A 21,255-nucleotide genomic window follows, 5' to 3' on the forward strand; every position below is an offset into this window, starting at 1 on the left:
TAAAGTGGTGCGCGGCGCGCGAGGGTTCATGGCGGTCACAAACCCAGCCGGATCGCAACTGCCGGTCCGACTATTGCATATGCGCCGCAGAGTGAGAAGCCCGCCACGGGCTCCCGCCGGGCTTATCCTGATCTGCCGCCTAGTCCAGGATCAGGCCCCGGCCGCTGCCGGGCTGCAACTGCACCGGGTGGATTTCACCGAACCCGCGGACGTCTTCGGCCGGGCGGGGCACCAGGACAAAGCGTTCATCCTGTTCCAGCGCGGCCGCGGTCATCGAATCCACCAGCACGGTTCCGGGGTCCGCGAGGGCCGTCAGACGGGCGGCGAGATTGACGGTGGGTCCGTAGATGTCGCCGAGGCGGGAGAGGATACGGCCCCACACCATGGCCACCCGGGCCTGCGGCAGGATCTCGTCCTCGGTGAAGGCACGGCACAGGGCCAGGGAAATCTCGGCGCCGGCGGCCGGAGTCTCGGCAATGTAGAGGACTTCGTCGCCAACGGTCTTGACCAGCCGGCCGCCGCCGACGGAGATGATTTCAGCGCATTTGTTCTCGAAGCGCTGCACCAGCTGGGCGAGGGTTTTCTCGTTCATCCGGCGGGACAGGCTGGTGTAGGACACGAGGTCGGCGAAGCCAACGGCCCGGGCCAACGGCAGCGGCGAATCGTCCTCGTCGCCTTCGCGGCCCTCTTCGCTGGACTGCAGTCCGGCCTCGGCCCGGACGGCCAGGCGCTGGACCGCGGCATTGAGCTGCCGGCGCCAGGAATAGACGAGCATTTCCTCGAGGGCGTCAATGAGGTTCGGCAGTTCCTTGACAAGCCGCTTGCGCGCGACGGCGTCCGGCACGCCCTGTTCCTGGACCATGTCCTCCACCAGGGCCTCGATCTGCCACACGACCATCCGGTCGGTCATCTGGCCGATGGCCCGCGTGACGGAGATGGCGGCTTCCTCGGTGAGCTTGCCGTCGCGGACGAGGTCCACGATGGTGGACAGGGCGGACTGGTCGCGCTCGGTGAAGGCCACATCCTCATCCCCGAGGTTGGGAAAGCCGAGGGCGCGCCAAAGTTTCCGGGCAGAGAGCAGTGAGAGTCCGGCGCCTGCGGCAACCTCACGGCGCCTGAGCTTGCGTTCACCGCCCAGCAACCGGGCTTCCAGGGCTTTGGCCGCGAGCCGTTCGGCGGACACAGTTCCCGTTGCCGGGGTTGCAGGTTCCGGGGCCGCAGGTTCGGGATCGGGATCGAATCCGGGTGCGGGGTCGACTCCGAGTTCGGATTCGGCGGGTTCGGCGAGCGCGCCGGTTTCGGTGTCGAAGTCCGTTCCGGCGTCGCTGCCGGGCACAGCCGGGCCGGCGACGTCCTCGGGTTCCCGGGGCAAATCCGGGGCAGCGAGGTCGATGTCCTGGTGGACGTTCTCAGCGTTCATCTCTTCCACCTTCTCTCGTCTCCCACGGCCCGGCTTCGCCCGTGTTGTAGGTCATGTCATCGGCCCCGAACACCTCGCCCTGGGGGAGATCGCCGATGGCGTCCAGAATGAAGTTTCGGAATGTCGCGACCTCCGGGACATCGGGGACCACCATTCCAACGGGGTACCCGGTCTCCAAGGATATATTCCCGGAGCGCAATAGCCGCTGCAACAACGATTGCTCAATGGCCACATGACGGACGGCAGCGAGCGCAACCTGTTCATCCCGCCGCCTTAACATGCCGTAGCGCGTAACTAAGCGCTGGCTGGTCAGGATATAGCGGGTGGCGTGCCAGGCAATGACCCGCGGAAGGCAGTAACCCATCAGCACCCACGCCGCCAGCCCCAGGGCCACGGCGACCAGCCAGGGCGTCCATTCCCTGGGGATGAGGGGGATGAGCCGCGCCGGGCCGCCCTTGAGAACCCAGGCGCACGCGTAGGCGGCCAACGCCGGAACCACGATGAACGTCAGCGCCGGGACAATGAGCATCCTGGGCTGGGGCCGGGTCACCACAATCACTTGCTCTCCCGGCAGGAGCACTCTACGCATAACCGCTTTCTGCCCCGCCGCGGCCGTCGCCCTGCCCGCCGGTTCCTGCCGGGTTCCAAGGCCTCAGGTGCACGACGTCGCCGGCGGTCACCACGTGTTCATGACCTGCGGCGTCGACCACCAGGAGCGAACCGTATTCGTCCAGCCGCGTGGCGTGGCCAATAATCTCGTGGTCGCCGGGGAGCTGGGCACGGACCTGCTTACCGAGGGTCGTTAGCAGGTGTTCCACCCTCTTGTGCAGCGACGGGCCGCCTGCCATGCCGGCGGCGGGATCGCCGTCGGCGTTGCAGAAACTCCGGTAGAGGGTGGCGAAGCGGGACAGATAGCTCTTCAGGAGCTCCGTCCGGTCCAGGGTGTCGGCGTTCTCCAGCAAGACGGACGTGGCGGTGGGGACTGGAAGTTCGGGCTCGGTCAGGGTGACGTTCAGGCCGGTGCCGAGAACGACCGGGGGCGTGCCGGCGCCGCCGAGCGGGCCGAGCTGAGCCAGAATGCCTGCGATCTTCCTGCCCCGCACCAGGACATCGTTTGGCCATTTGAGTTCCGCCGGAAGGCCAGCCGTTTCCACCAGGGCCTCCCGCAGGGCGAGTGCGGCAAGGAGGGAAAGCCAGGAGAAGCTGTGGGTCGGCAGCGGGCGGCCTGCCGCGTTGACCGGTCGGAGCACGAGCGAGACGGAGACGGAGCTGCGGGCCGGCGCCTCCCAGCGGCGGTCGAGCCGGCCTCGCGCGGCGCTTTGGTATTCGGCGGTCAGTACCGACAGATCCGGCCAGGCGCCGGGATCCTCGGTTACACCCCGGAGGAGATCGGCATTGGTGGATCCGGTGGATTCGACCACTGTCAGGCGCGGGATTCCGTTGGCGGACAGAAACGCCTCATCGCTGAGGACACTCAGGTCCAGAGGCGGACGGTCCGGGGTTTCCTGCACGGCTTCCATGCTTGAATCCTACCGAGGAAAGCGCACCGAGGCTCCCGCGCCTGTTGACGCAGACTCCGCCGAAACTCCCCACCTTTGGCCGGCAAGTCCGGCGGATCGGCCGGACTTGCCGGGAATTTTCGGCGTCGGATCCGCAAACGAGGGGAATTCCGCAGGGCGGGCGGCCGGGAAACACTCAGCAAGTTCAGAGGAAGATGTCCGGCACCAGCTGGTCCTCCGGCGCGCCGAGGCTGTACGGGCTGAAGTCCGTCACCCCTGCCGCGGCGAGAACCTCTTCATCGGTGTAGAAGTTTCCGCTCCGGTTGCCGTGCGCCGGGACGGTATTGCTGCCGGTCAGCACGGCATGCGCGGCGTCGGCCATGATTTCGGGGCTGCGGGCGCCTTTGACGATCATGTCGCCGCCGGGCATGTTGCGGATGGCCGCGGTGTCGATCAAGGTGCATGGCCAGAGCGAGTTCACACTGACGCCGTCGGCCTTGAGCTCCTCGGCAAGTCCCAGCGTGGTCAGGCTCATGCCGTATTTGGCCATGGTGTAGGCCAGGTGCATCCCGGCCCATTTGGGGTCCAGGTTCAAGGGCGGGGAGAGCGTGAGGATGTGTCCGGCCTTTGATGCCCGCAGGGCCGGCAGCGCCAGCTTCGAGAACAGGAAGGTGCCGCGGACGTTGATGTCCTGCATGAGGTCATAGCGCTTCATGTCCACGTGATCGGTCGAGGAGAGGTCGATCGCGGAAGCGTTGTTAATGACGACGTCGATCCCGCCAAAGCGGTCCACGGCGGCGCCGACAGCGCCGGCGACGTCGGCTTCGTTGCGCACGTCGCCGACCAACGGGAATGCGTGGCCACCGGCGGCCTCGATCTGTTCGGCGGCGCTGTAGACGGTGCCCTCCAGCCTGGCGTGCGGCTGGCCGGTCTTGGCCATCAAGACGATGTTGGCTCCGTCCCGGGCTGCGCGGAGCGCGATGGCCAGGCCGATACCGCGGCTGCCCCCGGAGATGAGGACAGTGCGGCCCTGGAGGGAACCGGTGGCCTGGTACGGCCCTGCGGCGGGGCCCAAAGCATCATTGCTAGAAGTCATGCCCCACACTCTAGCCGACCGATGTTACCGGCGGGTAACAAGGCGGTGCGGGAGCTTCGCGCCGGGAAAATTGTAGGTTCCCTACAGCGGCACCGGCCAATACCGTCACTAGACTTGCCAGCAGAGCCCTGCTTTTGTGGATTCCAGCCAAAGGACCCACGCGACGGGCGCCGTACAACATAGCGACAGAGCCGGAGACACTTGATGAGCCACGATCTGACCACGACTGCGGGAAAGATTGCAGATTTCCGCGACCGCCAGGCGCGTGCCGAGCAGCCCTCCGGTCCGGAAGCGATTGCCAAGCAGCATGCGCGCGGGAAGAACACTGCCCGCGAGCGCATCGACCTGTTGCTGGACGCCGGCTCCTTCGTCGAATTCGACGCGCTGGCCGTGCACCGCTCCACCGCGTTCGGCATGGAGAAGAAGAAGCCGCTGGGCGACGGGCTCGTCTCCGGCTACGGCACGGTGGACGGACGCCCGGTGGCCGTCTACAGCCAGGACTTCTCCGTCTACGGCGGATCACTCAGCCAGGTCAACGGCGAGAAGATCGTCAAGGTCCAGGAATTCGCGCTGCGCAACGGCTGCCCCGTGGTCGGCATCCTCGACGGCGGCGGTGCCCGCATCCAGGAGGGCGTCGCTTCCCTGGCCATGTTCGCGGACATCTTCCGCAACAACGTCCACGCCTCCGGCGTCGTCCCGCAGATCTCCCTCATCATGGGCCCCTCCGCCGGCGGCGCGGCCTACTCCCCCGCCCTGACGGACTACGTGGTCATGGTGGACAAGACCTCCCACATGTTCATCACCGGCCCGGATGTCATCAAGACCGTCACCGGCGAAGACGTGGACATGGAGACCCTGGGCGGCGCCCGCCAGCACAACGCCAACACCGGCACCTCGACGTACCTGGCCTCCGACGAGGCCGACGCTGTCGAGTTCGTCCGGGAGCTGCTGGACTTCCTGCCCTCCAACAACCTCGCCGAGGCCCCGGTGCTGGAGCACTCCCAGGAGCTGGAGGTCGACGACGACGACCTCGCCCTGGATGCGCTGATCCCGGACTCGGCCAACCAGCCGTACGACATGCGCAAGGTCATCGAGCAGATCGTCGACGACGCGCACTTCCTGGAGATGCAGTCCCTCTACGCCCCGAACGTGATCATCGGCTACGGCCGGGTGGAGGGCCACACGGTGGGCATCGTGGCCAACCAGCCCATGCAATTCGCCGGCACCTTGGACATTGCGGCATCGGAGAAGGCCGCCCGCTTCGTCCGGCACTGCGACGCCTTCAACATCCCCATCATCACGCTGGTGGATGTCCCGGGCTTCCTGCCGGGCAAGGACCAGGAGTTCCAGGGCATCATCCGCCGCGGCGCGAAACTGCTCTACGCCTACGCCGAGGCCACTGTGCCCAAGCTGACCGTGATCACCCGCAAGGCCTACGGCGGGGCATACATCGTGATGGGCTCCAAGAAGCTTGGCGCGGACCTCAACGTCGCCTGGCCCACCGCCCAGATCGGCGTCATGGGCGCCCAGGGCGCCGTGAACATCCTGTACCGCCGCGAACTCGCGGCGGTGGCTGAGAACGGCGGCGACGTCGAGGCCAAGCGCGCCGAGGTGATCCGCCAGTACGAGGAAGAGCTACTCAACCCGTACCAGGCAGCCCAGCTCGGCTACGTGGACGCCGTCATCGCACCGTCCGAGACCCGGGTGCAGATCATCAAGGGCCTGCGCGCCCTCCGGGACAAGCGGGCCGCCCTGCCCGCCAAGAAGCACGGGAACATCCCGCTGTGATCGCGCTCGAGCCAGCCACCGGGCCGGAGACCACGCCCGAGGTCCTGTTCTCGGTCGCCAAGGGCGAGCCGACGCCGGAAGAGCTGGCGGCGCTGGCCGCCGTCGTGCTGTCCCTGGGGCAGTCCCAGCAGGCCGCGCCGGAAAGCCCCGGCGTCCGGCACTGGGTCCGCCGGCAGCAGCTCCGGCTGGCCCCCAGGCCCGGGCCGGAAGCCTGGCGCCGCAGCCTCAGCTGATAGCCCTCGGCGGGGCGGCGGCCCGTCTCTGAACCGGCCCCGGAAAAAGTTCAGTGACTCTTTCATAACTACCGCTCCCGGGCTAGTCTCGTCGGGTGACTACCGAAACGATTGCCTCAGACAACACTGCCCCCGCGCGCCAGCAGACGGCTATTGACGCCGTCGCCGACGCCTACACGGACACCCTGATCCGGTTGAACCCGAGCTTCGCCACCGAGCTCGGCCTGCCCGGGCACGAGACCGAGTACCAGGACTATTCCCCCTCCGGCCTCGAGGAATTCGCGGCCGCCGCGCGCGAGGCACTCGCCGCGCTGGACGGGCTGGAACCGGTTGACGACGTCGACGCCGTCACGCTCGACGCCATGCATGAGCGGCTGGGCCTGCAGCTGGAAATCCACGAATCGGGCTGGCACACGGCCGATCTGAACAACATTGCGTCCCCGTCCCAAGACATCCGCGCGATCTTTGACCTCATGCCGACGGACACCGCCGGGCAGTGGAAGCACATTGCGGGCCGGGCCCACAATGTCCCTGCCGCGATCGACGGCTACATCGAGTCGCTGCGGTCGGCGATGCAGGACGGCAAGGTGGCTGCGGCCCGCCAGGTGTCGATCGTGATCGAGCAGGCCACCAAGCACGCCGCGGACGACGGCTTCTTTGCGAAGCTCGCCGCCGGCGCCAAGACCGCCGAGGGCCAGCTTCCGGCGGAACTGCAGTCAGAGCTCGACGCCGGCGCGGCGGCTGCCCGGGTGGCGTACTCGCGGCTGGCGGGTTTCCTCGAGGCCGAGCTCCTCCCCGTCGCCCCGGCCAAGGACGCCGTGGGCCGCCGCCGCTACGCCCTGGCTTCCCGGGACTTCCTCGGCGCCACCGTGGACTTGGAGGAGACCTACGCGTGGGGCGTACAGGAGCTGGACCGTCTCATCGCTGAACAGGAGCGCGTGGCCGGGGAAATCCGGCCCGGCGCCACCGTGGAGGAAGCCAAGGAGATCCTGGACAACGATCCCGCCCGCCAGCTCAGAGGCACCGACGCCCTCCAGGCCTGGATGCAGGAACTCTCCGACAAAGCCGTCGCGGAGCTTGCCGGCGTCCACTTCGAGATCCCCGACGTCATGAAAACGCTGGAGTGCCGGATCGCGCCCACGGATGAAGGCGGCATCTACTACACGGGGCCATCGGACGACTTCAGCCGTCCGGGCCGGATGTGGTGGTCCGTGCCGGCCGGCGAGGACACCTTCACCACCTGGGCCGAAACCACCACGGTCTACCACGAGGGGGTCCCGGGCCATCACCTTCAGGTAGCGACAGCGACGTACCGCCGCGAGCTGCTGAACAAGTGGCGCCGGAACGTCTGCTGGACGTCCGGGCACGGTGAAGGCTGGGCGCTGTACGCCGAGAAGCTCATGCAGGAACTGGGCTACCTCAGCGATCCGGGCGACCACATGGGCATGCTGGACGCGCAGCGCATGCGTGCGGCCCGCGTGGTGTTCGACATCGGCGTGCACCTTGAACTTGAGGTCCCCGAGCGCTGGGGCTCCGGGACGTGGACCCCTGACAAGGGCTACGAGTTCCTGAAGCAGAACCTCGCGATCAGCGAGGGACAGCTGAAGTTCGAGTTCACCCGCTATCTGGGCTGGCCGGGTCAGGCACCGTCCTACAAGGTGGGCCAGCGGCTCTGGGAGCAGATCCGGGCCGAGCTGGAGTCCCGGCCGGACTTCGACCTCAAGGCGTTCCACACGAAGGCCCTGAACATCGGCTCGGTGGGTCTCGACACCCTCAAACGCGCGCTGCTGGGCACGGTCTAACCTGCGCTTTCAGCGCCATACGGCCAGTTGCGGTGGCTTCCGCACAGCGAAGCCACCGCAACTGGCCGCTCGCACGCCAAGGTCAAATGGACCTTGGCCGAATTGTCGACTAGTCTCTGGGGAACACATTTGCAGGGCTTTTGGAAGCCCGGGGTCGGCGGCTGGGGGCTGCGCCGCAAATGTCCGGTGTGCCCGTGCTCGTCGGCGGGCCCCGGCTCTGGCAAGAACCGCCGCAACGGCGGTGCGGTCTTGCTGTCTGTCATTATGCGCGCTTCGCCGTCGCGGCACTTACGCGGGACGGCGCCTATGAATCAGCGCATGATAGAGCTATCCAGCATCTCGGTCTCGGGTGCGCGCAGTTGGAAAATTGAAACCCGCGCGAACCTACAGCCGTAGCATTTCACGGCTCCGCGAAGGAGCGCGGTGGAAATGTTGGGTGCTGGGCCGGCCGGAACCTCGCTGAGGTTTCCGTAGCGGCTGATGGTTGCCGGGCAGACACCAAAACCCCATATTGGAGCACTCTATGAGGAATTTTGCCTCACCCCTAAGACCAACGGCCAGCGACGTGACGAAAGCGCGGATGCGGACCCGGAAGCGGGCGGCCGTGTCCGTGGTTGCGACGGCAGTCTTCGCTGCCGTCGCCGCGATTGGCACTTCGGCACCTTTAAACGCTGCGACGCCGTCCGCCACGCCAATGGCCACGACGGCGGCCTGCAATCCGTTGCCCTTCAGCCTCCCGGCGCCCGCAAACCGGCACACGTCGGCGAAGAAGGCATGGGCCTACTACTTCCCGCCGTTCCCGCTCGCAGTGGACAGTGCCGACACGACCCGCGACGTCTACCCGCGCTGGATGGATACCCACAACTCCGCCAACGGCGCCTATGACTTGCGGGATCGTCCGGCGGCTCCTCAGCGTGTGAGCCAGACGTTGTGGCGACAGGCAGATTTCGAGAAAGAGATCCGACAGGCAGTCGGGGCGGGCCTGGACGGGTTCATCTGGGAGTACAACAGCACCACCGACATCCGCTGGCAGCAACTGCCCGCCATGCTCGCTGCCGCCAAGGCCGTTGACCCGGGCTTCAAGATCATGCTCAGCCCGGACTTCAACACGGCGTCAGGCTCCACTTCTGACAGTGTCTACAACAACGTCATGAAAGTGAAGAACGACGCTTCGATCTACAGGAACAGTGCTGGCATTGTGCTGGCCCCGTTCTTCCCGGAGCGCAAGACACCTGCATGGTGGGACGGGCTCCGGAACCGCCTCGCCTCCTCGGGCGTCAAGTCCACCCTCGTCCCGATCTTCATTTCCTGGGGCGGAGGAACCCAAAAGGCAGACTGGAACAACTCGGTTTCCGGGTATTCGCAATGGGGCACGCGGATCGCCAGCGGCGTTCCGACTTTGGCCAAGGAAAGCGCCGAGGCCCACCGCCGCGGCAAGACCTATATGCAGCCGGTGGCATTCGAGGATACGCGGTCCTACGACGGGCGCTACTGGGAGTCGTCCAACAGCTCCACCCTGCGGGATTCGCTGGCAACGGCGATCAGCAGCAACGCCGATTCTATTGCGCTTATGACCTGGAACGACTACACCGAGTCCTGGGTGGCGCCCTCGAAGCAACGCGGCTATGCGGTGCTGGACATGGCCGCCTACTACGTTTCCTGGTTCAAGAGCGGAGTAAAACCCACGATCACGCAGGACGCCCTGTACTGGAGCCACCGCTCGCACCCCACGAACGCTCCGTATTCGAAGACGCCGATCGGCCGCAACGGCAAACCCACGCCCATGTCCATCCCCAACGGTGACGCTGCGAAGAACGAGGTGGAGCTCGTGGCCGTGCTGAAGTCACCGGGGCGCCTGACCATCACACAGGGAAGCAACATCAAGACCATGGACGCCCCGGCCGGGCTGACGTCCTTCAAGGTTCCGCTAGTGGCGGGCACCACCCCGTCCTTCAAGCTCGCCCGCAGCGGCGCAACGGTCCAGACCGTCACCAGCAACACCCCTGTGCGCTCCTCTGTGGTGTACCAGGACATGATCTACCGTGCAGGCGGCGGCGTCGCGGCCACCTGCGCCCGCTAGGCCGTCCCCGCGAGGGTGCAGTTCGCGGCAGTGTTTCCCAAAGACATTGCCGCGAACTGCACTCTCGTGCGGCTGGGGCTGCGGCCGCGAGACAATCGCCACATTCTGCCGGGGAATAACTTCACAATCAGGCAGTCTTCCGGCGGAATTCCAAGGATTTCGCCGTCCCGGCAAAACTACTGACGCGTAACATTTCTCAACATCCGTTGGTCATGCTATTCGTGGCGGTCCTAGCGTGTTCCCGTGACCACTCAGACAAGCACCCCCGCACCCGCTGGAAAGACCGGGTTCCAGCTGCCCAAATGGGCCGGCTCGTTCGGCTTCCAGATCATCGCCGCCCTGATCGTCGGCCTGGGCCTTGGCCTGCTGGCCAAGTACACCGGCAGCACCAAGGCAAACCCCAACGCCCTCGGCACTACGCTGCAGACCATTGGCTCGAGCTATGTCTCACTGCTGCAGACCGCCGTGGTCCCCCTGATCTTTACCGCCGTCGTCAGCTCCATCTCCAACCTGCGCGCCGTCTCCAACGCCGCCCGGCTGGCGTGGAACACGTTGCTCTGGTTCGCGATCACCTCGCTGATTGCCGTGCTGATCGGCATCGGCCTGGGTGTGCTGCTGCAGCCCGGCGCCGGCACCGGCATCAGCCAGGACGCCAAGTACGCCGGCAAGTCCGGTGACTGGTGGGCCTTCCTGACCGGGCTGTTCCCCAAGAACTTCCTGGGCCTCGGCGCGAGCACCACCGTCACCGACGGCGTCGCCACCACCGCCGTGAGCTTCAACGTCCTCCAGATCCTGGTGATCGCGATCGCCGTCGGCATCGCCGCGCTCAAGGTGGGCAAGGCGGCCGAGCCGTTCCTGGCCCTGAACGCGTCGGCCCTCGCCGTCATCCAGAAGGTGCTCTGGTGGATCATCCGGATCGCGCCGCTGGGCACTGTGGGCCTGATCGGCAACGCCGTGGCCGTCTACGGCTGGGACACCATCGGCTCGCTCGGAAAGTTCACTGTGGCGATCTACATCGGCCTGGCGCTTGTATTGTTCGTGGTCTACCCCGTCCTGGTCCGCAGCCACGGGCTGTCCGTCAGGCAGTACTTCTCCGGCGTGTGGCCGGCCGTGCAGCTCGCCTTCGTCTCGCGCTCCTCGATCGGCACGCTGCCGCTGACCCAGCGCGTCACCGAGCGGAACCTGGGCGTCCCCCGCGCCTACGCCTCCTTCGCGGTGCCGCTCGGCGCGACCACCAAGATGGACGGCTGCGCGGCGATCTACCCGGCCGTGGCGGCAATCTTTGTGGCCCAGTTCTTTGGCATCCAGCTGGACTTCACCCAGTACCTGCTGATCGCGCTGGTGTCCGTCCTTGGCTCGGCCGCGACCGCCGGCACCACAGGCGCCGTTGTCATGCTGACGCTGACGCTGTCCACGCTGGGACTGCCGCTGGCCGGCGTCGGCCTCCTGCTGGCCATCGACCCGATCCTGGACATGGGCCGCACCGCCGTCAACGTGGCCGGGCAGGCCCTGATCCCCGCGATCGTGGCCAAGCGCCAGGGCATCCTGGACGAAACCCTGTACAACGCGCCGCGGAACGGGGACCCGTTCAGCGACGACGTCGACACGACGCCCGTTGATCCGTCCGCTGCCGCTGCTCCCGCGGCTGGACGGGATAAGCGCGAACTGGTGGACGCGAGGGCGTAAGTACCGAACCCGCGTCTAGTACCGGCGTTCGGTACCAGCGTTTACAGGAGAAGTCCCCGGGAACCCCCGGGGACTTCTCTGGCTTAACCGATTTCTCTAGCCGCCGGCCCGAATCCATCGGCACAAATTCACAGGGGGCCTAGCGGGCGCCGATCACACCCTTTTCGGCGGCTTTGGTGACGGCATCCGCTTCTGCCTGGGTCAGGGTGCCGTCCTTGACGGCCTGGTCCAGCCGGGGCTTCAGTGCTGCGGCGTGTTTGGCCTGCTCGGCGGTGCGCAGATCCGCCAGGGCGGCGGTCACCTTGGCCTCATCGATGCCGAGCGATTTCGCCAGGGAGGCGGCCAGGGCCTTCTCCATCGCGGCACGGTCCGGTTTCTGCCCTGCGCCAGGTGGGGTGGCCGGCGGGGTGGCGGGCTTGTTGGCTTCGCGGAAGGCCTTCAGGGCGTCGGTGACCTTGGCCTCGTCGACGCCCAGCTTGGCCGCGAGTTCCTTGGCGCGGGCGCCGAACTCCGCACCGCCGTGGCCGTGGCCGTGGCGTCCGCCGCGCATGCCGTAGCCGTCGGCGGGGTTGTTCCCGGGGGCGCTCGAGCTGGGGGTCGGGGTGGGAGTCGGCGTCGTGGTGGCGGAGGCCATCCCGGCGACTCCGAGCCCGGCGCCCAGCGCCACGGCCGCCGCCCCGAGGCCGAGCGCGATTTTGGTTGTGCGTGACATCTGCTGTCTCCTGGATCTGCCGAATGGTGACGGCGTTTGAAGCTGATCGTGCTTCCGGGGAAGTCTGCTCCTCGAGCACCTCCAGTCTGCACCAGCCCCAGCAGAGATAGCTGTTTCCCAGCTTTCGCTTTCCTGTGAATCCGGCAGGACTACTGTGCCGCCTCACCCGCCGCGCGGGCGGCAAAAGTGGATAGGCTCTGGGCATGCTGATCGTGACATCGAACGACATTCCGGGCCACCGGATCGACGCCGTCTTTGGCGAGGTCATGGGCCTGACCGTCCGCTCCCGGGACATCACCGCCCAGGTCATGGCAGGCTTCCGTTCCCTGGGCGGCGGTGAAGTGCTGGAAATGACGCGGGCCCTCTACGACAGCCGGCAGGATGTCATGGCCCGGATGGTGGCCGAGGCCGAACAGCGCGGCGCCAACGCCATCATCGCCATGCGCTTCGACACTTCGGCGATCGGACAGAATTGGACGGAAATCTGCGCTTACGGCACGGCCGTCTTTGCCATTCCCCTGTCTAAAGACGAGCCCGGAGCCACCGGCCAATCGATCTACCTGACCAATTCCGGCGGCACGGCGTCCCAGCTCAAGCCCTGATTACCGGCCGACCGGACTCCCTGGAAATACTTGCGCACAGTGCAAACATGCACGTAGTGTAAGCGCGTGCCCTCCTCACCACCTCCTTCCGCCGCCCAAGCTGCCCCTTCTGGCATGCCCGGCGGATCCGCCGCCGCACCAGGCGCCGCACCGACGTCGCGCCGCGAACTGAGCCGTCGCGAACTGAACAAGGCGGCCACCCGGCAGGCCATCACGGACGCCGCCATGGACCTGCTCCGCGCGCGGGGTCCCGGAAACTTCACGGTGGAGGACATCGCCGAGGCAGCCGGCATATCCCGCCGCACGTTTTTCAACTACTTCGCCAGCACCGAGGTGGTCATTGCCTCGGTCACCCACGGATTCCTGGACAAGGCGCTCCAGCAGTTCCGGCTCCGCCCGGCCGGCGAGCCCATCTTGGAATCCGCGCGGGCGGCCCTGGTAGAACTGGCCGATCCCATGACAGTGGCTCCCATGGCCGAGCTGTACAGCATGGGCCAGGCGAATCCCATGCTCAGCCGTTCTGAACTGGAAGCCTGGGACCATTGCACCGCCCAGATCATCGACGCCGCCCGTGAGCGCTTCGCCCGGGTCTCCGGCGTCGAGATCGACGAACTGTACCTCCGCGCCCTCGCGGGCTCCATCATCTCCTGCGGTAAGGCCGCCATGGATGTCTGGTTCGCCCGGTGCGGCGGCGACCTCAGTCCGGCCTCCCTGTCCATCCTGCGCCAGCTCCTCATCGATTCCATGAGCCTCCTCGGCTCCGGTTTCGCTTCCCACTCCCCCGCCACCCCTTCCCCAGATCGGCACTGACATGGCCCTATTGCTCTACCGTCTCGGCAAGTTCTCCTACCGCCACCGCTGGCTCGTCGTTTCCCTTTGGCTCGCCGTCCTGGTGGCCGTCGGCGGCGCAGCGGCGGCCTTCCACGGCACCATGTCCAACAACTTCCAGATCCCCGGCACTGAAACCCAGCAGATGGCGGACAAGCTGAAACGGGAACTGCCCAAGTCCTCCGGCGGCTCGGCCGGCATCGTGTTCGAGTCGACGGACGGCCAGTTCACCCAGGCCGGCAAGGACGCGGTCTCGGCTGCCCTGGCCAAGCTGAAAGCCCTTCCCGAGGTTCAGGGCACCGTGGACCCGTTCGCCACCCAGGCCCAGCTGGACAAGGCCGTCGCTGACCTTGCCGCCGGCGAGCAGAAGGCGTCGGCAGGCAAGGCGCGGCTGGACGCGTCGGCCACCCAGCTGGCCGCGGGCAAGTCCCAGCTGACTGCGGCAGAGCAGCAGATGACCGCGGCCGGCATGTCCGCCGAGGCCATCGACGCCCAGCTCAGCCAGCAGAAGGCGGCCCTCGCAGCCGGCCAGGAAAAGTTCGACGCCGGGACCAAGGAACTCGACGCCGGTGCGGCCAAGCTCGCCCTCGCCAAACGCCAGCTTGAGGCCTCGCAGGGCATGCGATTCGTTTCCGAGGACGGCACGGCAGCGATCGCACAGGTCCAGTTCAAGACCTCGATCAACGGGCTGGCCCCCGCGGTGCGCCAACAGGTCCAGGACATCGCCCACGAAGTCTCTACTGCCGGCGTGACCGCCCTGGCCAGCAAGGAAATCACCGAGGACGTCTCGGAGCTGTTCGGCATCTCCGAGATCCTCGGCATCGCCATCGCGGCCCTGGTGCTCATCGTCATGCTGGGAACGCTCATCGCCGCCGGGCTCCCCCTGCTGATGGCCCTGATAGGTGTAGCAGTGGGCGTCGGCGGCACCTTTGCCCTTAGCGGCGCCGTCGACATGAGTTCCATCTCCCCGATGCTGGCCCTCATGCTGGGACTCGCCGTCGGCATCGACTACTCGCTCTTCATCGTCAACCGTCACCGCGGCCAACTCCTGGCCGGCATGGACGGGGAGGAATCCGTGGCCCTCGCCACCGGCACGTCCGGCAACGCGGTGCTGTTCGCGGGCCTGACGGTCATCATCGCCCTCGCGGCCCTCGTCATTCCGGGACTCCCGTTCCTGGCCGTCATGGGCCTGTCCGCCGCCGCAACGGTGGCAGTCGCCGTCGTCGTCGCCCTGACCCTCACACCGGCCGTGCTGTCCCTGATCGGTCCCAAGCTCATTTCCCGCCGTGCCTGGGCCAAGGCGGAGAAGCACAACGCCGCCCCGGGCCACGAGAGGGAGGACCGTGCCCGCGACGAACGCCGCAGCACCCGCGGCTGGGGCGGCCTCGTCACCCGGCACCCCATCCTGGCGCTGCTGGCCGGTGTCCTGCTGCTGGGGATTGTGGCGCTGCCGGCCAGCCAGTTGCGGCTCGCGCTGCCCGACGGCGGGTCCGAGCCCGTCGAGTCGCAGGCGTTCAAGGCCTACGACGTCACCGGCCGAAGCTTTGGCGAAGGCATGACTGGCCCGATCGTGGTGGTGGGCGACTTCCCCTCCGGCCTGAGCGCGGAGGAAGCCACGGCTAAGCAGCTCGATGTCGCCGACATCCTCCGCGGTACGGCCAACGTCACCGCCGCCGTTCCGGTGGCCTTGAGCGAGGACCGCCGCACCGCGGTGTTCCAGGTCATTCCCAAGGAGGGCCCCGCCAGCGCCAGCACGGTCAAGGTCGTCTCCGAACTGCGCGCCGAAAAGGACCGCATCAAGGACTCCACCGGTGTCAGCATCGGCCTCACGGGCCAGACGGCCGGCAACGTCGACGTCTCCACGAAGCTCGGCGACGCGCTGCCCCCGTACCTGGGCATCGTGGTCGGGCTGTCGCTGATCCTGCTGATGCTCGTGTTCCGCTCGATCGTGGTGCCGCTGCTGGCCACGGGCGGATTCCTGCTCTCGCTGGCGGCCGCCTTCGGAGCCGTCGTGGCGGTCTACCAGTGGGGCTGGCTCGGGAGCGTGTTCGGCGTTGAAAATCCGGGCGCCGTGCTGAGCTTCCTGCCGATCATCCTGATCGGTGTGCTGTTCGGCTTGGCCATGGACTATCAGGTGTTCATTACCTCCGGCATGCGCGAGTCATTCATGCACGGGGAATCGGCCAAGCATGCGGTCCGCACCGGCTTCAGCCACGCCGCGTCCGTGGTCACCGCCGCCGCAATCATCATGGTCAGCGTCTTTGCCGGCTTCATCTTCTCGCACCTGAACATGGTCCGGCCGCTGGGCTTCGCGATGGCCTTCGGTGTCCTGGTGGACGCGCTTGTGGTCCGCATGACGATCGTCCCGGCCGTGATGTACCTACTCGGCGACAAGGCGTGGTGGCTGCCCCGCTGGCTGGACCGGATCCTGCCGGACGTCGACGTCGAGGGCGCCAAACTCCGGCCCGCGGCATCGGCCACCTCAGCCGAGAGCGAGTCCGAGCCGGAGGGGGTCGGCGCGCGCTGACACTCACAGCCTGCCTGTGAGTCGCCCGAAAGCCCCCTGCTGAACCAACGCGGGGTCACTTAGCGCCCATTAATCCCCTCCGGATGGGCGCTAAGTGACCCCGCGTTGGATAACGACGCCGATGCTGCCGCCACCCCGGGATCCATTCTCGGATGCTGGGCGTCACCGCCTGCCGTGGGCCTCAGCGGTTGCGGTAGTAGTCCTTCCAGACCAGGCGATGAAGGGGGATCATCCGCGGCAGCGACCTCAGACCAGGGATGAACGGCAGCAGCGTCAGCAACGCGGTCAGCACGAGCATCGTCACAACGACTAGTGCGTCGGCATTGGGTGCGGACTTGAACGGCTCGATCTGGTAGAGGAACGAGAAGAGCCACAACCATGACTGCCCGGGCGTATCTCCGGTTTCATTCATCACGCCCCATTGATCTCCGGATAGGTGCTGGCTGGCCGCGAGATCCGGGAAATAGCCGCCGTCGCCCAAGAACAGGAGACTGCGCGTGTAGTCCATGTTGTAGAAGTTTCCGCCGTTCTGCAGCACCCCGTCCAGGCTGCCCTGGCGCGCCATGTCCAGCAGTACCCCGGTCAGCGCCGGGACCGGACCATAGTCACCGTGGGCTACCTTGGCCGGGTCGTTATCGGGCGCAGCTGCGAGGGCATCGGAATACGCGGATGCCCAGGCTGTGCGCTGCTGATCCGTGGCGGCCGTCCAATGTTCCAGATCTGCCGGCGGCGACGGCAGCGTCGCCAATGGTGTGATGACGAAGTCATTGGCGGTATTAACCGGAAGCCGGACGCCGGACAGACTTTGAAGGTCCACGGGGCCAATCGTCTGCGACGCGTCCGGGGTCGAGTTGTACGGCGGCCCGTATCCGGCAGTATCGCTGGTGCCGGCCAGTTCTTTTGTAGCGGTGGCAACGAAATCCGCCGGGGCGGCCGTGGCCCACGCCTTGAGGCTGACGCTGCCCTCATCCGGGGACCCAAAGATGGCGGACACACCGAGCACGAGCAGGCCGACAACGACAAAACCGATGAGCAGTTCCTTGACGAGGTCATATTCGCGGACGCTGCCCGTCCAAGGCCGGCCCGCAACGTCGTCCGTCTTCCGCCAAGATGTGCTGCTGCCTTTCCGGGTCATTGCACTGCGCCCCTGGGTTCAGTGGCCTCCGGTGGTTCGGTGGCTTCTGGTCGACTGTGAAGCAACTGAGCGTCGGACTCCGCGGCATCGAGTGGAGGTGCAACGCCGTGGACCCGCACCAGCAGGACGTGCAGGACCACCACAGCGCCCACGGCCAACGGCAGCAGCGTGACGTGCCAGGTGAAGAGCTGACCAACGTTGGCCACATTGAACCAGGCGCCTACTCCCACCGCGTTCAGCGCGTCCTTCGCTTCGAAGGCAATCCACTGGGAATCGAAGTTCGTCTGAAGCAAATACCCGGTGAAGGCCGCCATGATGGAAACGACAAACGAGATCACGCCGGTAATCCAGGTCAGGACCCTGCCCCCGCGCCAGGCCGCCATCCAGAATTTCAGCCACAGGTGCACCACCATGAAAATGAAGAAGAACTCCACGCTCCACAAATGGGTGCTGTTGACAAAGCTCCCCAGCGAAGATAGGTGATACCACTGGGGTCCGTTCAGTCCCAGCACGATCCCGGACACGATGATCCACAGCAGCGACGCGACGGCTCCCATGCCGAATACGTAGGCCCAGGATCCCACAAAGACCGGCTGGTCCTCGGGCAACAGCTTGTCCGGCGGGAGCTTCCTCAGGAGCCAACGGCGGACCCTGCCGGTTAAGGTGTGGGCTTCCGCCTCGTCGACCGGCCCACCGTGCCGCGGTGTGGCACGGGCGGTCATTTCCGCCGCTTCCCGCCCGGAAATGGAAGGACCAGGGCCAGTACGAACAGGATGATCATCATGACGATCACGATCAAATTTCCGGACTGGATGGTGAAGCCGTCCCAGCCAAAATATGTTCCGTCACCAACCAGGCCAACGCTTGCCACCAGCCATCCGGACATGGGCTACTCGATTCTCTTCACGCTGCCAGTTCAACTCAACCACGGTCACATGCCGGCAAACAGAGTCTTCCGCCCCGCCAGGCGCCCGTCCCACACACGTTCCACACCGCCCACCAAACCAACGCGGGGTCACTTAGCGCCCAATATTTCCCTCCGGATGGGCGCCAAGTGACCCCGCGTTGCTCTGGAGGCGGTGGACTAGGCTTGTTCAGTGACCCGCCTGATTCTTGCCTCCCAGTCCCCCGCCCGCACCAAGCTGCTCAGCCATGCCGGCATCCGGCACGAGGTCCTCGTCTCGGATGTGGACGAGGACGCCGTCCAGGCCCGCTACGGCGTGACGGATCCCCATGACACCGCCCTGCTGCTCGCCCGGGCCAAGGCCGAGGCCGTCGCGTCCCTGCCTGAGGCGGACGGCGCACTCGTGATCGGCTGCGACTCGGTCTTCGAATTCGACGGCGAGGCCCACGGCAAGCCCTACACGGCCGACGTCGCCCGCGAACGTATGCTCCGCATGAGCGGCAACATGGGCGTCCTGCACACAGGCCACTGGCTCGTGGACTGCCGCGATACAGACAGCGACACGGACAGCGACACCGACGGCGAAGGCACGGACGACGGCGTCCCCACCGCACGCGGCACCGGCGCCACCCTGGGTTCGGTATCCTCCGCCGAGGTGCACTTCATGGAGATGAGCGCCGAGGAAATCGAAACCTACATCGCCACCGGCGAGCCGCTCCAGTGCGCCGGCTCCTTCACGATCGACGGCTACGGCGGGGCGTTCATCCGCAAGGTCGACGGCGATCCCCACACCGTCGTCGGGCTCTCCATCTCCACCCTGCGCGCGCTGCTTGGACAGGCAAATGTGGGCATCACCGAGCTCTGGACCGGCGGGGCCGTGGATCCGGCGGACGTCCGGGCCGAGTAAAGACCGATCAAGAGCCGAGTGGGACCGGAGTGAGCCATTTAGCCGCCCTTTGTGGCAACCCTACAAAGGAAGGGCCGTATACGCGCGGAATCCGCAAGTAATATCGGCGGAACCCTCAAAAGCGCGCTAGGCTCCCTGAAGGAAAGAAGGAGACGCCTTGTCAGCAAATTCGGAGCAGTCCGCACCCACCGTGCCGGGATCAACACAGTCATCTACAGCCGCGGGCACCCGCAGGCTGACCAAGGTGCTGATCGCCAACCGCGGAGAAATTGCGGTGCGCATCATCCGCGCCGCCCGCGATGAAGGCATCGCCTCGGTGGCTGTCTACGCCGACCCCGACCGCGACGCCCTGCACGCCCGGCTCGCCGACGAGGCCTACGCACTCGGTGGCAACACCGCCGCGGAGTCTTACCTCGTGATGGACAAGATCATCGACGTCGCCCGCCAGTCCGGCGCGGACGGCATCCACCCCGGATACGGGTTCCTGGCCGAGAACGCCGAGTTCGCCGCCAAGGTGATCGATGCCGGCATCACGTGGATCGGGCCCTCCCCCGAAGCGATTTCGGCCCTGGGCGACAAGGTCCAAGCCCGCCACATCGCCGAAAAAGTCGGCGCCCCGCAGGTCCCCGGCACCGCCGACCCGGTCGAATCCGCCGAGGAAATCCTCGAGTTCGTGGACAAGTTCGGCCTGCCGGTGGCCATCAAGGCGGCCTTCGGCGGTGGCGGACGCGGCATCAAGGTGGCCCGCACCCGCGAGGAAATCCCCGAACTCTTCGAATCCGCCGTGCGCGAGGCCACCGCCGCCTTCGGCCGCGGCGAGTGCTTCATCGAACGCTTCCTGGACGCCCCGCGGCACGTCGAGACCCAGTGCCTCGCGGACGCCCACGGCAACGTCGTGGTGGTCTCCACCCGCGACTGCTCGCTCCAGCGCCGCAACCAGAAGCTCGTCGAAGAAGCCCCGGCCCCCTTCCTCACCGAAGAGCAGAACCGCCGGCTCTACGAATCCTCCAAGGCCATCCTCAAGGAGGCCGGCTACCTTGGCGCCGGCACCTGCGAATTCCTCGTCGGCCAGGACGGCACCATCTCCTTCCTCGAGGTCAACACCCGCCTTCAGGTGGAGCACTGTGTCTCCGAGGAAGTCACCGGAATCGACCTCGTCCGCGAGCAGTTCCGGCTGGCCCGCGGCGAGGAGCTCGGCTACGGCGACCCGGAAGTCCGCGGCCACTCGATCGAATTCCGCATCACCGGCGAGGACCCGGGCCGGAACTTCATGCCCGCCCCGGGCACCATCACGCGGCTGTTGAACCCCACCGGCCCCGGCGTCCGCATCGATTCCGGAGTGGAACAGGGCGATGTCATCAGCGGCAACTTCGACTCCATGCTCTCCAAGCTGATCGTTACCGGCGCCACCCGCACGCAGGCCCTGCAGCGGGCCCGGCGGGCCCTCGAGGAAATGGTGGTGGAAGGCATCCCCACCGTTATCCCGTTCGACCTCGCGGTTGTTACCAACCCCGATTTCGCACCGGTCGACGGTGCGTTCAAGGTGCACACGCGCTGGATCGAGACCGCCTTCGTCAATGACATTCCCGCCTGGGCCCCCACCGGCACCGAGGCAGAAGTGGCCGACGCCGGCGACCGCCAGCGCGTCGTCGTCGAGGTCGGCGGCAAGCGCCTCGAAGTCGTACTGCCGGCTTCCCTGGGCTCGGTCAGCAACACGGGCGGCTCCAAGCCGGCCAAGGTCAAGAAGCGCTCCCGCGGCGGCGGCGCTGCCGTGGCCGCGAGCGGCAACGCCCTGACCTCCCCCATGCAGGGGACCATCGTGAAGGTGGCCGTGGCCGAAGGTGACACGGTCGCTGAGGGCGATCTCGTCGTCGTGCTCGAAGCGATGAAGATGGAACAGCCGCTTACCGCCCACCGCGCCGGGATCGTGATCGGCCTCGCCGCCGCGGCTGGCGAGACTGTAGCCGCAGGCGCCGTGATCGCCATGATCGAGGACGGCGACGCACAGTAAGCGACTGCATGGCGCCGCCGGTCGC

General features: G+C 66.7%; 18 protein-coding genes. 10 read left to right on the top strand and 8 right to left on the bottom strand.

The window, feature by feature from the left end:
- Positions 1 to 139 precede the first annotated feature (139 nt).
- The 4 genes from AC1DKQ_RS07730 to AC1DKQ_RS07745 all read right to left on the bottom strand — a co-directional run bounded on the left by AC1DKQ_RS07730 (position 140) and on the right by AC1DKQ_RS07745 (position 4,015).
- The gene (locus tag AC1DKQ_RS07730) at positions 140 to 1,420 is read right to left on the bottom strand and encodes an adenylate/guanylate cyclase domain-containing protein (protein WP_476918598.1); all 1,281 of its coding nucleotides are present in this window, start codon (positions 1,418 to 1,420) and stop codon (positions 140 to 142) included.
- Positions 1,410 to 2,009 (bottom strand): PH domain-containing protein, encoded by a 600-nt coding sequence (locus AC1DKQ_RS07735; RefSeq protein WP_476918599.1) that lies wholly within the window; start codon positions 2,007 to 2,009, stop codon positions 1,410 to 1,412. The genes AC1DKQ_RS07730 and AC1DKQ_RS07735 overlap by 11 nt, the downstream gene beginning before the upstream one ends.
- The gene (locus AC1DKQ_RS07740) at positions 2,002 to 2,940 is read right to left on the bottom strand and encodes a biotin--[acetyl-CoA-carboxylase] ligase (RefSeq protein ID WP_476918600.1); all 939 of its coding nucleotides are present in this window, start codon (positions 2,938 to 2,940) and stop codon (positions 2,002 to 2,004) included. The genes AC1DKQ_RS07735 and AC1DKQ_RS07740 overlap by 8 nt, the downstream gene beginning before the upstream one ends.
- 184 nt (positions 2,941 to 3,124) lie before the next feature.
- The gene (locus tag AC1DKQ_RS07745) at positions 3,125 to 4,015 is read right to left on the bottom strand and encodes an SDR family oxidoreductase (protein ID WP_476918601.1); all 891 of its coding nucleotides are present in this window, start codon (positions 4,013 to 4,015) and stop codon (positions 3,125 to 3,127) included.
- 204 nt (positions 4,016 to 4,219) lie between these two features.
- On the opposite strand from AC1DKQ_RS07745, the gene AC1DKQ_RS07750 reads away from it, so the two are divergent.
- The 5 genes from AC1DKQ_RS07750 (at position 4,220) to AC1DKQ_RS07770 (ending at position 11,604) form a co-directional block, all read left to right on the top strand.
- Complete coding sequence (locus AC1DKQ_RS07750) at positions 4,220 to 5,803, top strand: acyl-CoA carboxylase subunit beta (RefSeq protein WP_476886256.1); 1,584 nt, start codon at positions 4,220 to 4,222, stop codon at positions 5,801 to 5,803.
- On the top strand, positions 5,800 to 6,036 hold the full coding sequence (locus AC1DKQ_RS07755) for an acyl-CoA carboxylase subunit epsilon (RefSeq protein WP_476886257.1): 237 nt from the start codon (positions 5,800 to 5,802) through the stop codon (positions 6,034 to 6,036). The genes AC1DKQ_RS07750 and AC1DKQ_RS07755 overlap by 4 nt, the downstream gene beginning before the upstream one ends.
- A 95-nt stretch (positions 6,037 to 6,131) precedes the next feature.
- Positions 6,132 to 7,838, top strand: a complete 1,707-nt coding sequence (locus tag AC1DKQ_RS07760; RefSeq protein WP_476918602.1) for a DUF885 domain-containing protein — start codon at positions 6,132 to 6,134, stop codon at positions 7,836 to 7,838.
- A gap of 565 nt (positions 7,839 to 8,403) precedes the next feature.
- Positions 8,404 to 9,918: a glycoside hydrolase family 71 protein gene (locus AC1DKQ_RS07765; protein WP_476918603.1), complete on the top strand. Its 1,515-nt coding sequence runs from the start codon at positions 8,404 to 8,406 to the stop codon at positions 9,916 to 9,918.
- A gap of 243 nt (positions 9,919 to 10,161) precedes the next feature.
- Positions 10,162 to 11,604, top strand: a complete 1,443-nt coding sequence (locus tag AC1DKQ_RS07770; protein WP_476918604.1) for a dicarboxylate/amino acid:cation symporter — start codon at positions 10,162 to 10,164, stop codon at positions 11,602 to 11,604.
- Positions 11,605 to 11,743: 139 nt separating this feature from the next.
- Here the strand turns inward: AC1DKQ_RS07770 and AC1DKQ_RS07775 are convergent, their stop codons facing one another.
- A complete protein-coding gene (locus tag AC1DKQ_RS07775) occupies positions 11,744 to 12,316 on the bottom strand; it encodes a hypothetical protein (protein WP_476918605.1) in 573 nt (190 codons plus the stop codon).
- Between the two features lie 203 nt (positions 12,317 to 12,519).
- Here AC1DKQ_RS07775 and AC1DKQ_RS07780 point away from each other — a divergent pair, with 203 nt between their 5' ends.
- The 3 genes from AC1DKQ_RS07780 to AC1DKQ_RS07790 all read left to right on the top strand — a co-directional run bounded on the left by AC1DKQ_RS07780 (position 12,520) and on the right by AC1DKQ_RS07790 (position 16,273).
- Positions 12,520 to 12,918 (top strand): YbjQ family protein, encoded by a 399-nt coding sequence (locus AC1DKQ_RS07780; protein ID WP_476886262.1) that lies wholly within the window; start codon positions 12,520 to 12,522, stop codon positions 12,916 to 12,918.
- Positions 12,919 to 13,032: 114 nt separating this feature from the next.
- Positions 13,033 to 13,728, top strand: coding sequence for a TetR/AcrR family transcriptional regulator (locus tag AC1DKQ_RS07785; protein WP_476918606.1), 696 nt, complete (start codon positions 13,033 to 13,035; stop codon positions 13,726 to 13,728).
- A gap of 1 nt (position 13,729) precedes the next feature.
- On the top strand, positions 13,730 to 16,273 hold the full coding sequence (locus AC1DKQ_RS07790) for an MMPL family transporter (RefSeq protein WP_476918607.1): 2,544 nt from the start codon (positions 13,730 to 13,732) through the stop codon (positions 16,271 to 16,273).
- Between the two features lie 181 nt (positions 16,274 to 16,454).
- On the opposite strand, the gene AC1DKQ_RS07795 is transcribed toward AC1DKQ_RS07790, so the two are convergent.
- From AC1DKQ_RS07795 to AC1DKQ_RS07805, 3 genes are read right to left on the bottom strand one after another with little or no spacing between them, the layout of a single operon-like run.
- Positions 16,455 to 17,408, bottom strand: coding sequence for a hypothetical protein (locus AC1DKQ_RS07795; protein WP_476918608.1), 954 nt, complete (start codon positions 17,406 to 17,408; stop codon positions 16,455 to 16,457).
- Positions 17,405 to 18,130, bottom strand: a complete 726-nt coding sequence (locus AC1DKQ_RS07800; RefSeq protein WP_476918609.1) for a cytochrome b N-terminal domain-containing protein — start codon at positions 18,128 to 18,130, stop codon at positions 17,405 to 17,407. The genes AC1DKQ_RS07795 and AC1DKQ_RS07800 overlap by 4 nt, the downstream gene beginning before the upstream one ends.
- Positions 18,127 to 18,294: a hypothetical protein gene (locus tag AC1DKQ_RS07805; protein ID WP_476918610.1), complete on the bottom strand. Its 168-nt coding sequence runs from the start codon at positions 18,292 to 18,294 to the stop codon at positions 18,127 to 18,129. Before AC1DKQ_RS07805 ends, AC1DKQ_RS07800 begins: the two co-directional genes overlap by 4 nt.
- A gap of 211 nt (positions 18,295 to 18,505) precedes the next feature.
- Between AC1DKQ_RS07805 and AC1DKQ_RS07810 the strand changes: the two genes are divergently transcribed.
- Together AC1DKQ_RS07810 and AC1DKQ_RS07815 are read left to right on the top strand one after the other, a co-directional pair.
- Complete coding sequence (locus AC1DKQ_RS07810) at positions 18,506 to 19,219, top strand: Maf family protein (RefSeq protein WP_476918611.1); 714 nt, start codon at positions 18,506 to 18,508, stop codon at positions 19,217 to 19,219.
- 157 nt (positions 19,220 to 19,376) lie between these two features.
- On the top strand, positions 19,377 to 21,230 hold the full coding sequence (locus AC1DKQ_RS07815) for an acetyl/propionyl/methylcrotonyl-CoA carboxylase subunit alpha (protein WP_476918612.1): 1,854 nt from the start codon (positions 19,377 to 19,379) through the stop codon (positions 21,228 to 21,230).
- Positions 21,231 to 21,255 lie beyond the last annotated feature (25 nt).

It is taken from the genome of Arthrobacter sp. 05L421, from assembly GCF_056397785.1.

Excerpts from the sequence above, each read along its gene's own strand:
- AC1DKQ_RS07730 (WP_476918598.1), bottom strand. The coding sequence starts at position 1,420 with ATGAACGCTGAGAACGTCCACCAGGACATCGACCTCGCTGCCCCGGAT.
- AC1DKQ_RS07735 (WP_476918599.1), bottom strand. The coding sequence starts at position 2,009 with ATGCGTAGAGTGCTCCTGCCGGGAGAGCAAGTGATTGTGGTGACCCGG.
- AC1DKQ_RS07740 (WP_476918600.1), bottom strand. The coding sequence starts at position 2,940 with ATGGAAGCCGTGCAGGAAACCCCGGACCGTCCGCCTCTGGACCTGAGT.
- AC1DKQ_RS07745 (WP_476918601.1), bottom strand. The coding sequence starts at position 4,015 with ATGACTTCTAGCAATGATGCTTTGGGCCCCGCCGCAGGGCCGTACCAG.
- AC1DKQ_RS07750 (WP_476886256.1), top strand. The coding sequence starts at position 4,220 with ATGAGCCACGATCTGACCACGACTGCGGGAAAGATTGCAGATTTCCGC.
- AC1DKQ_RS07775 (WP_476918605.1), bottom strand. The coding sequence starts at position 12,316 with ATGTCACGCACAACCAAAATCGCGCTCGGCCTCGGGGCGGCGGCCGTG.
- AC1DKQ_RS07780 (WP_476886262.1), top strand. The coding sequence starts at position 12,520 with ATGCTGATCGTGACATCGAACGACATTCCGGGCCACCGGATCGACGCC.
- AC1DKQ_RS07785 (WP_476918606.1), top strand. The coding sequence starts at position 13,033 with ATGCCCGGCGGATCCGCCGCCGCACCAGGCGCCGCACCGACGTCGCGC.
- AC1DKQ_RS07790 (WP_476918607.1), top strand. The coding sequence starts at position 13,730 with ATGGCCCTATTGCTCTACCGTCTCGGCAAGTTCTCCTACCGCCACCGC.
- AC1DKQ_RS07795 (WP_476918608.1), bottom strand. The coding sequence starts at position 17,408 with ATGACCCGGAAAGGCAGCAGCACATCTTGGCGGAAGACGGACGACGTT.
- AC1DKQ_RS07800 (WP_476918609.1), bottom strand. The coding sequence starts at position 18,130 with ATGACCGCCCGTGCCACACCGCGGCACGGTGGGCCGGTCGACGAGGCG.
- AC1DKQ_RS07805 (WP_476918610.1), bottom strand. The coding sequence starts at position 18,294 with ATGTCCGGATGGCTGGTGGCAAGCGTTGGCCTGGTTGGTGACGGAACA.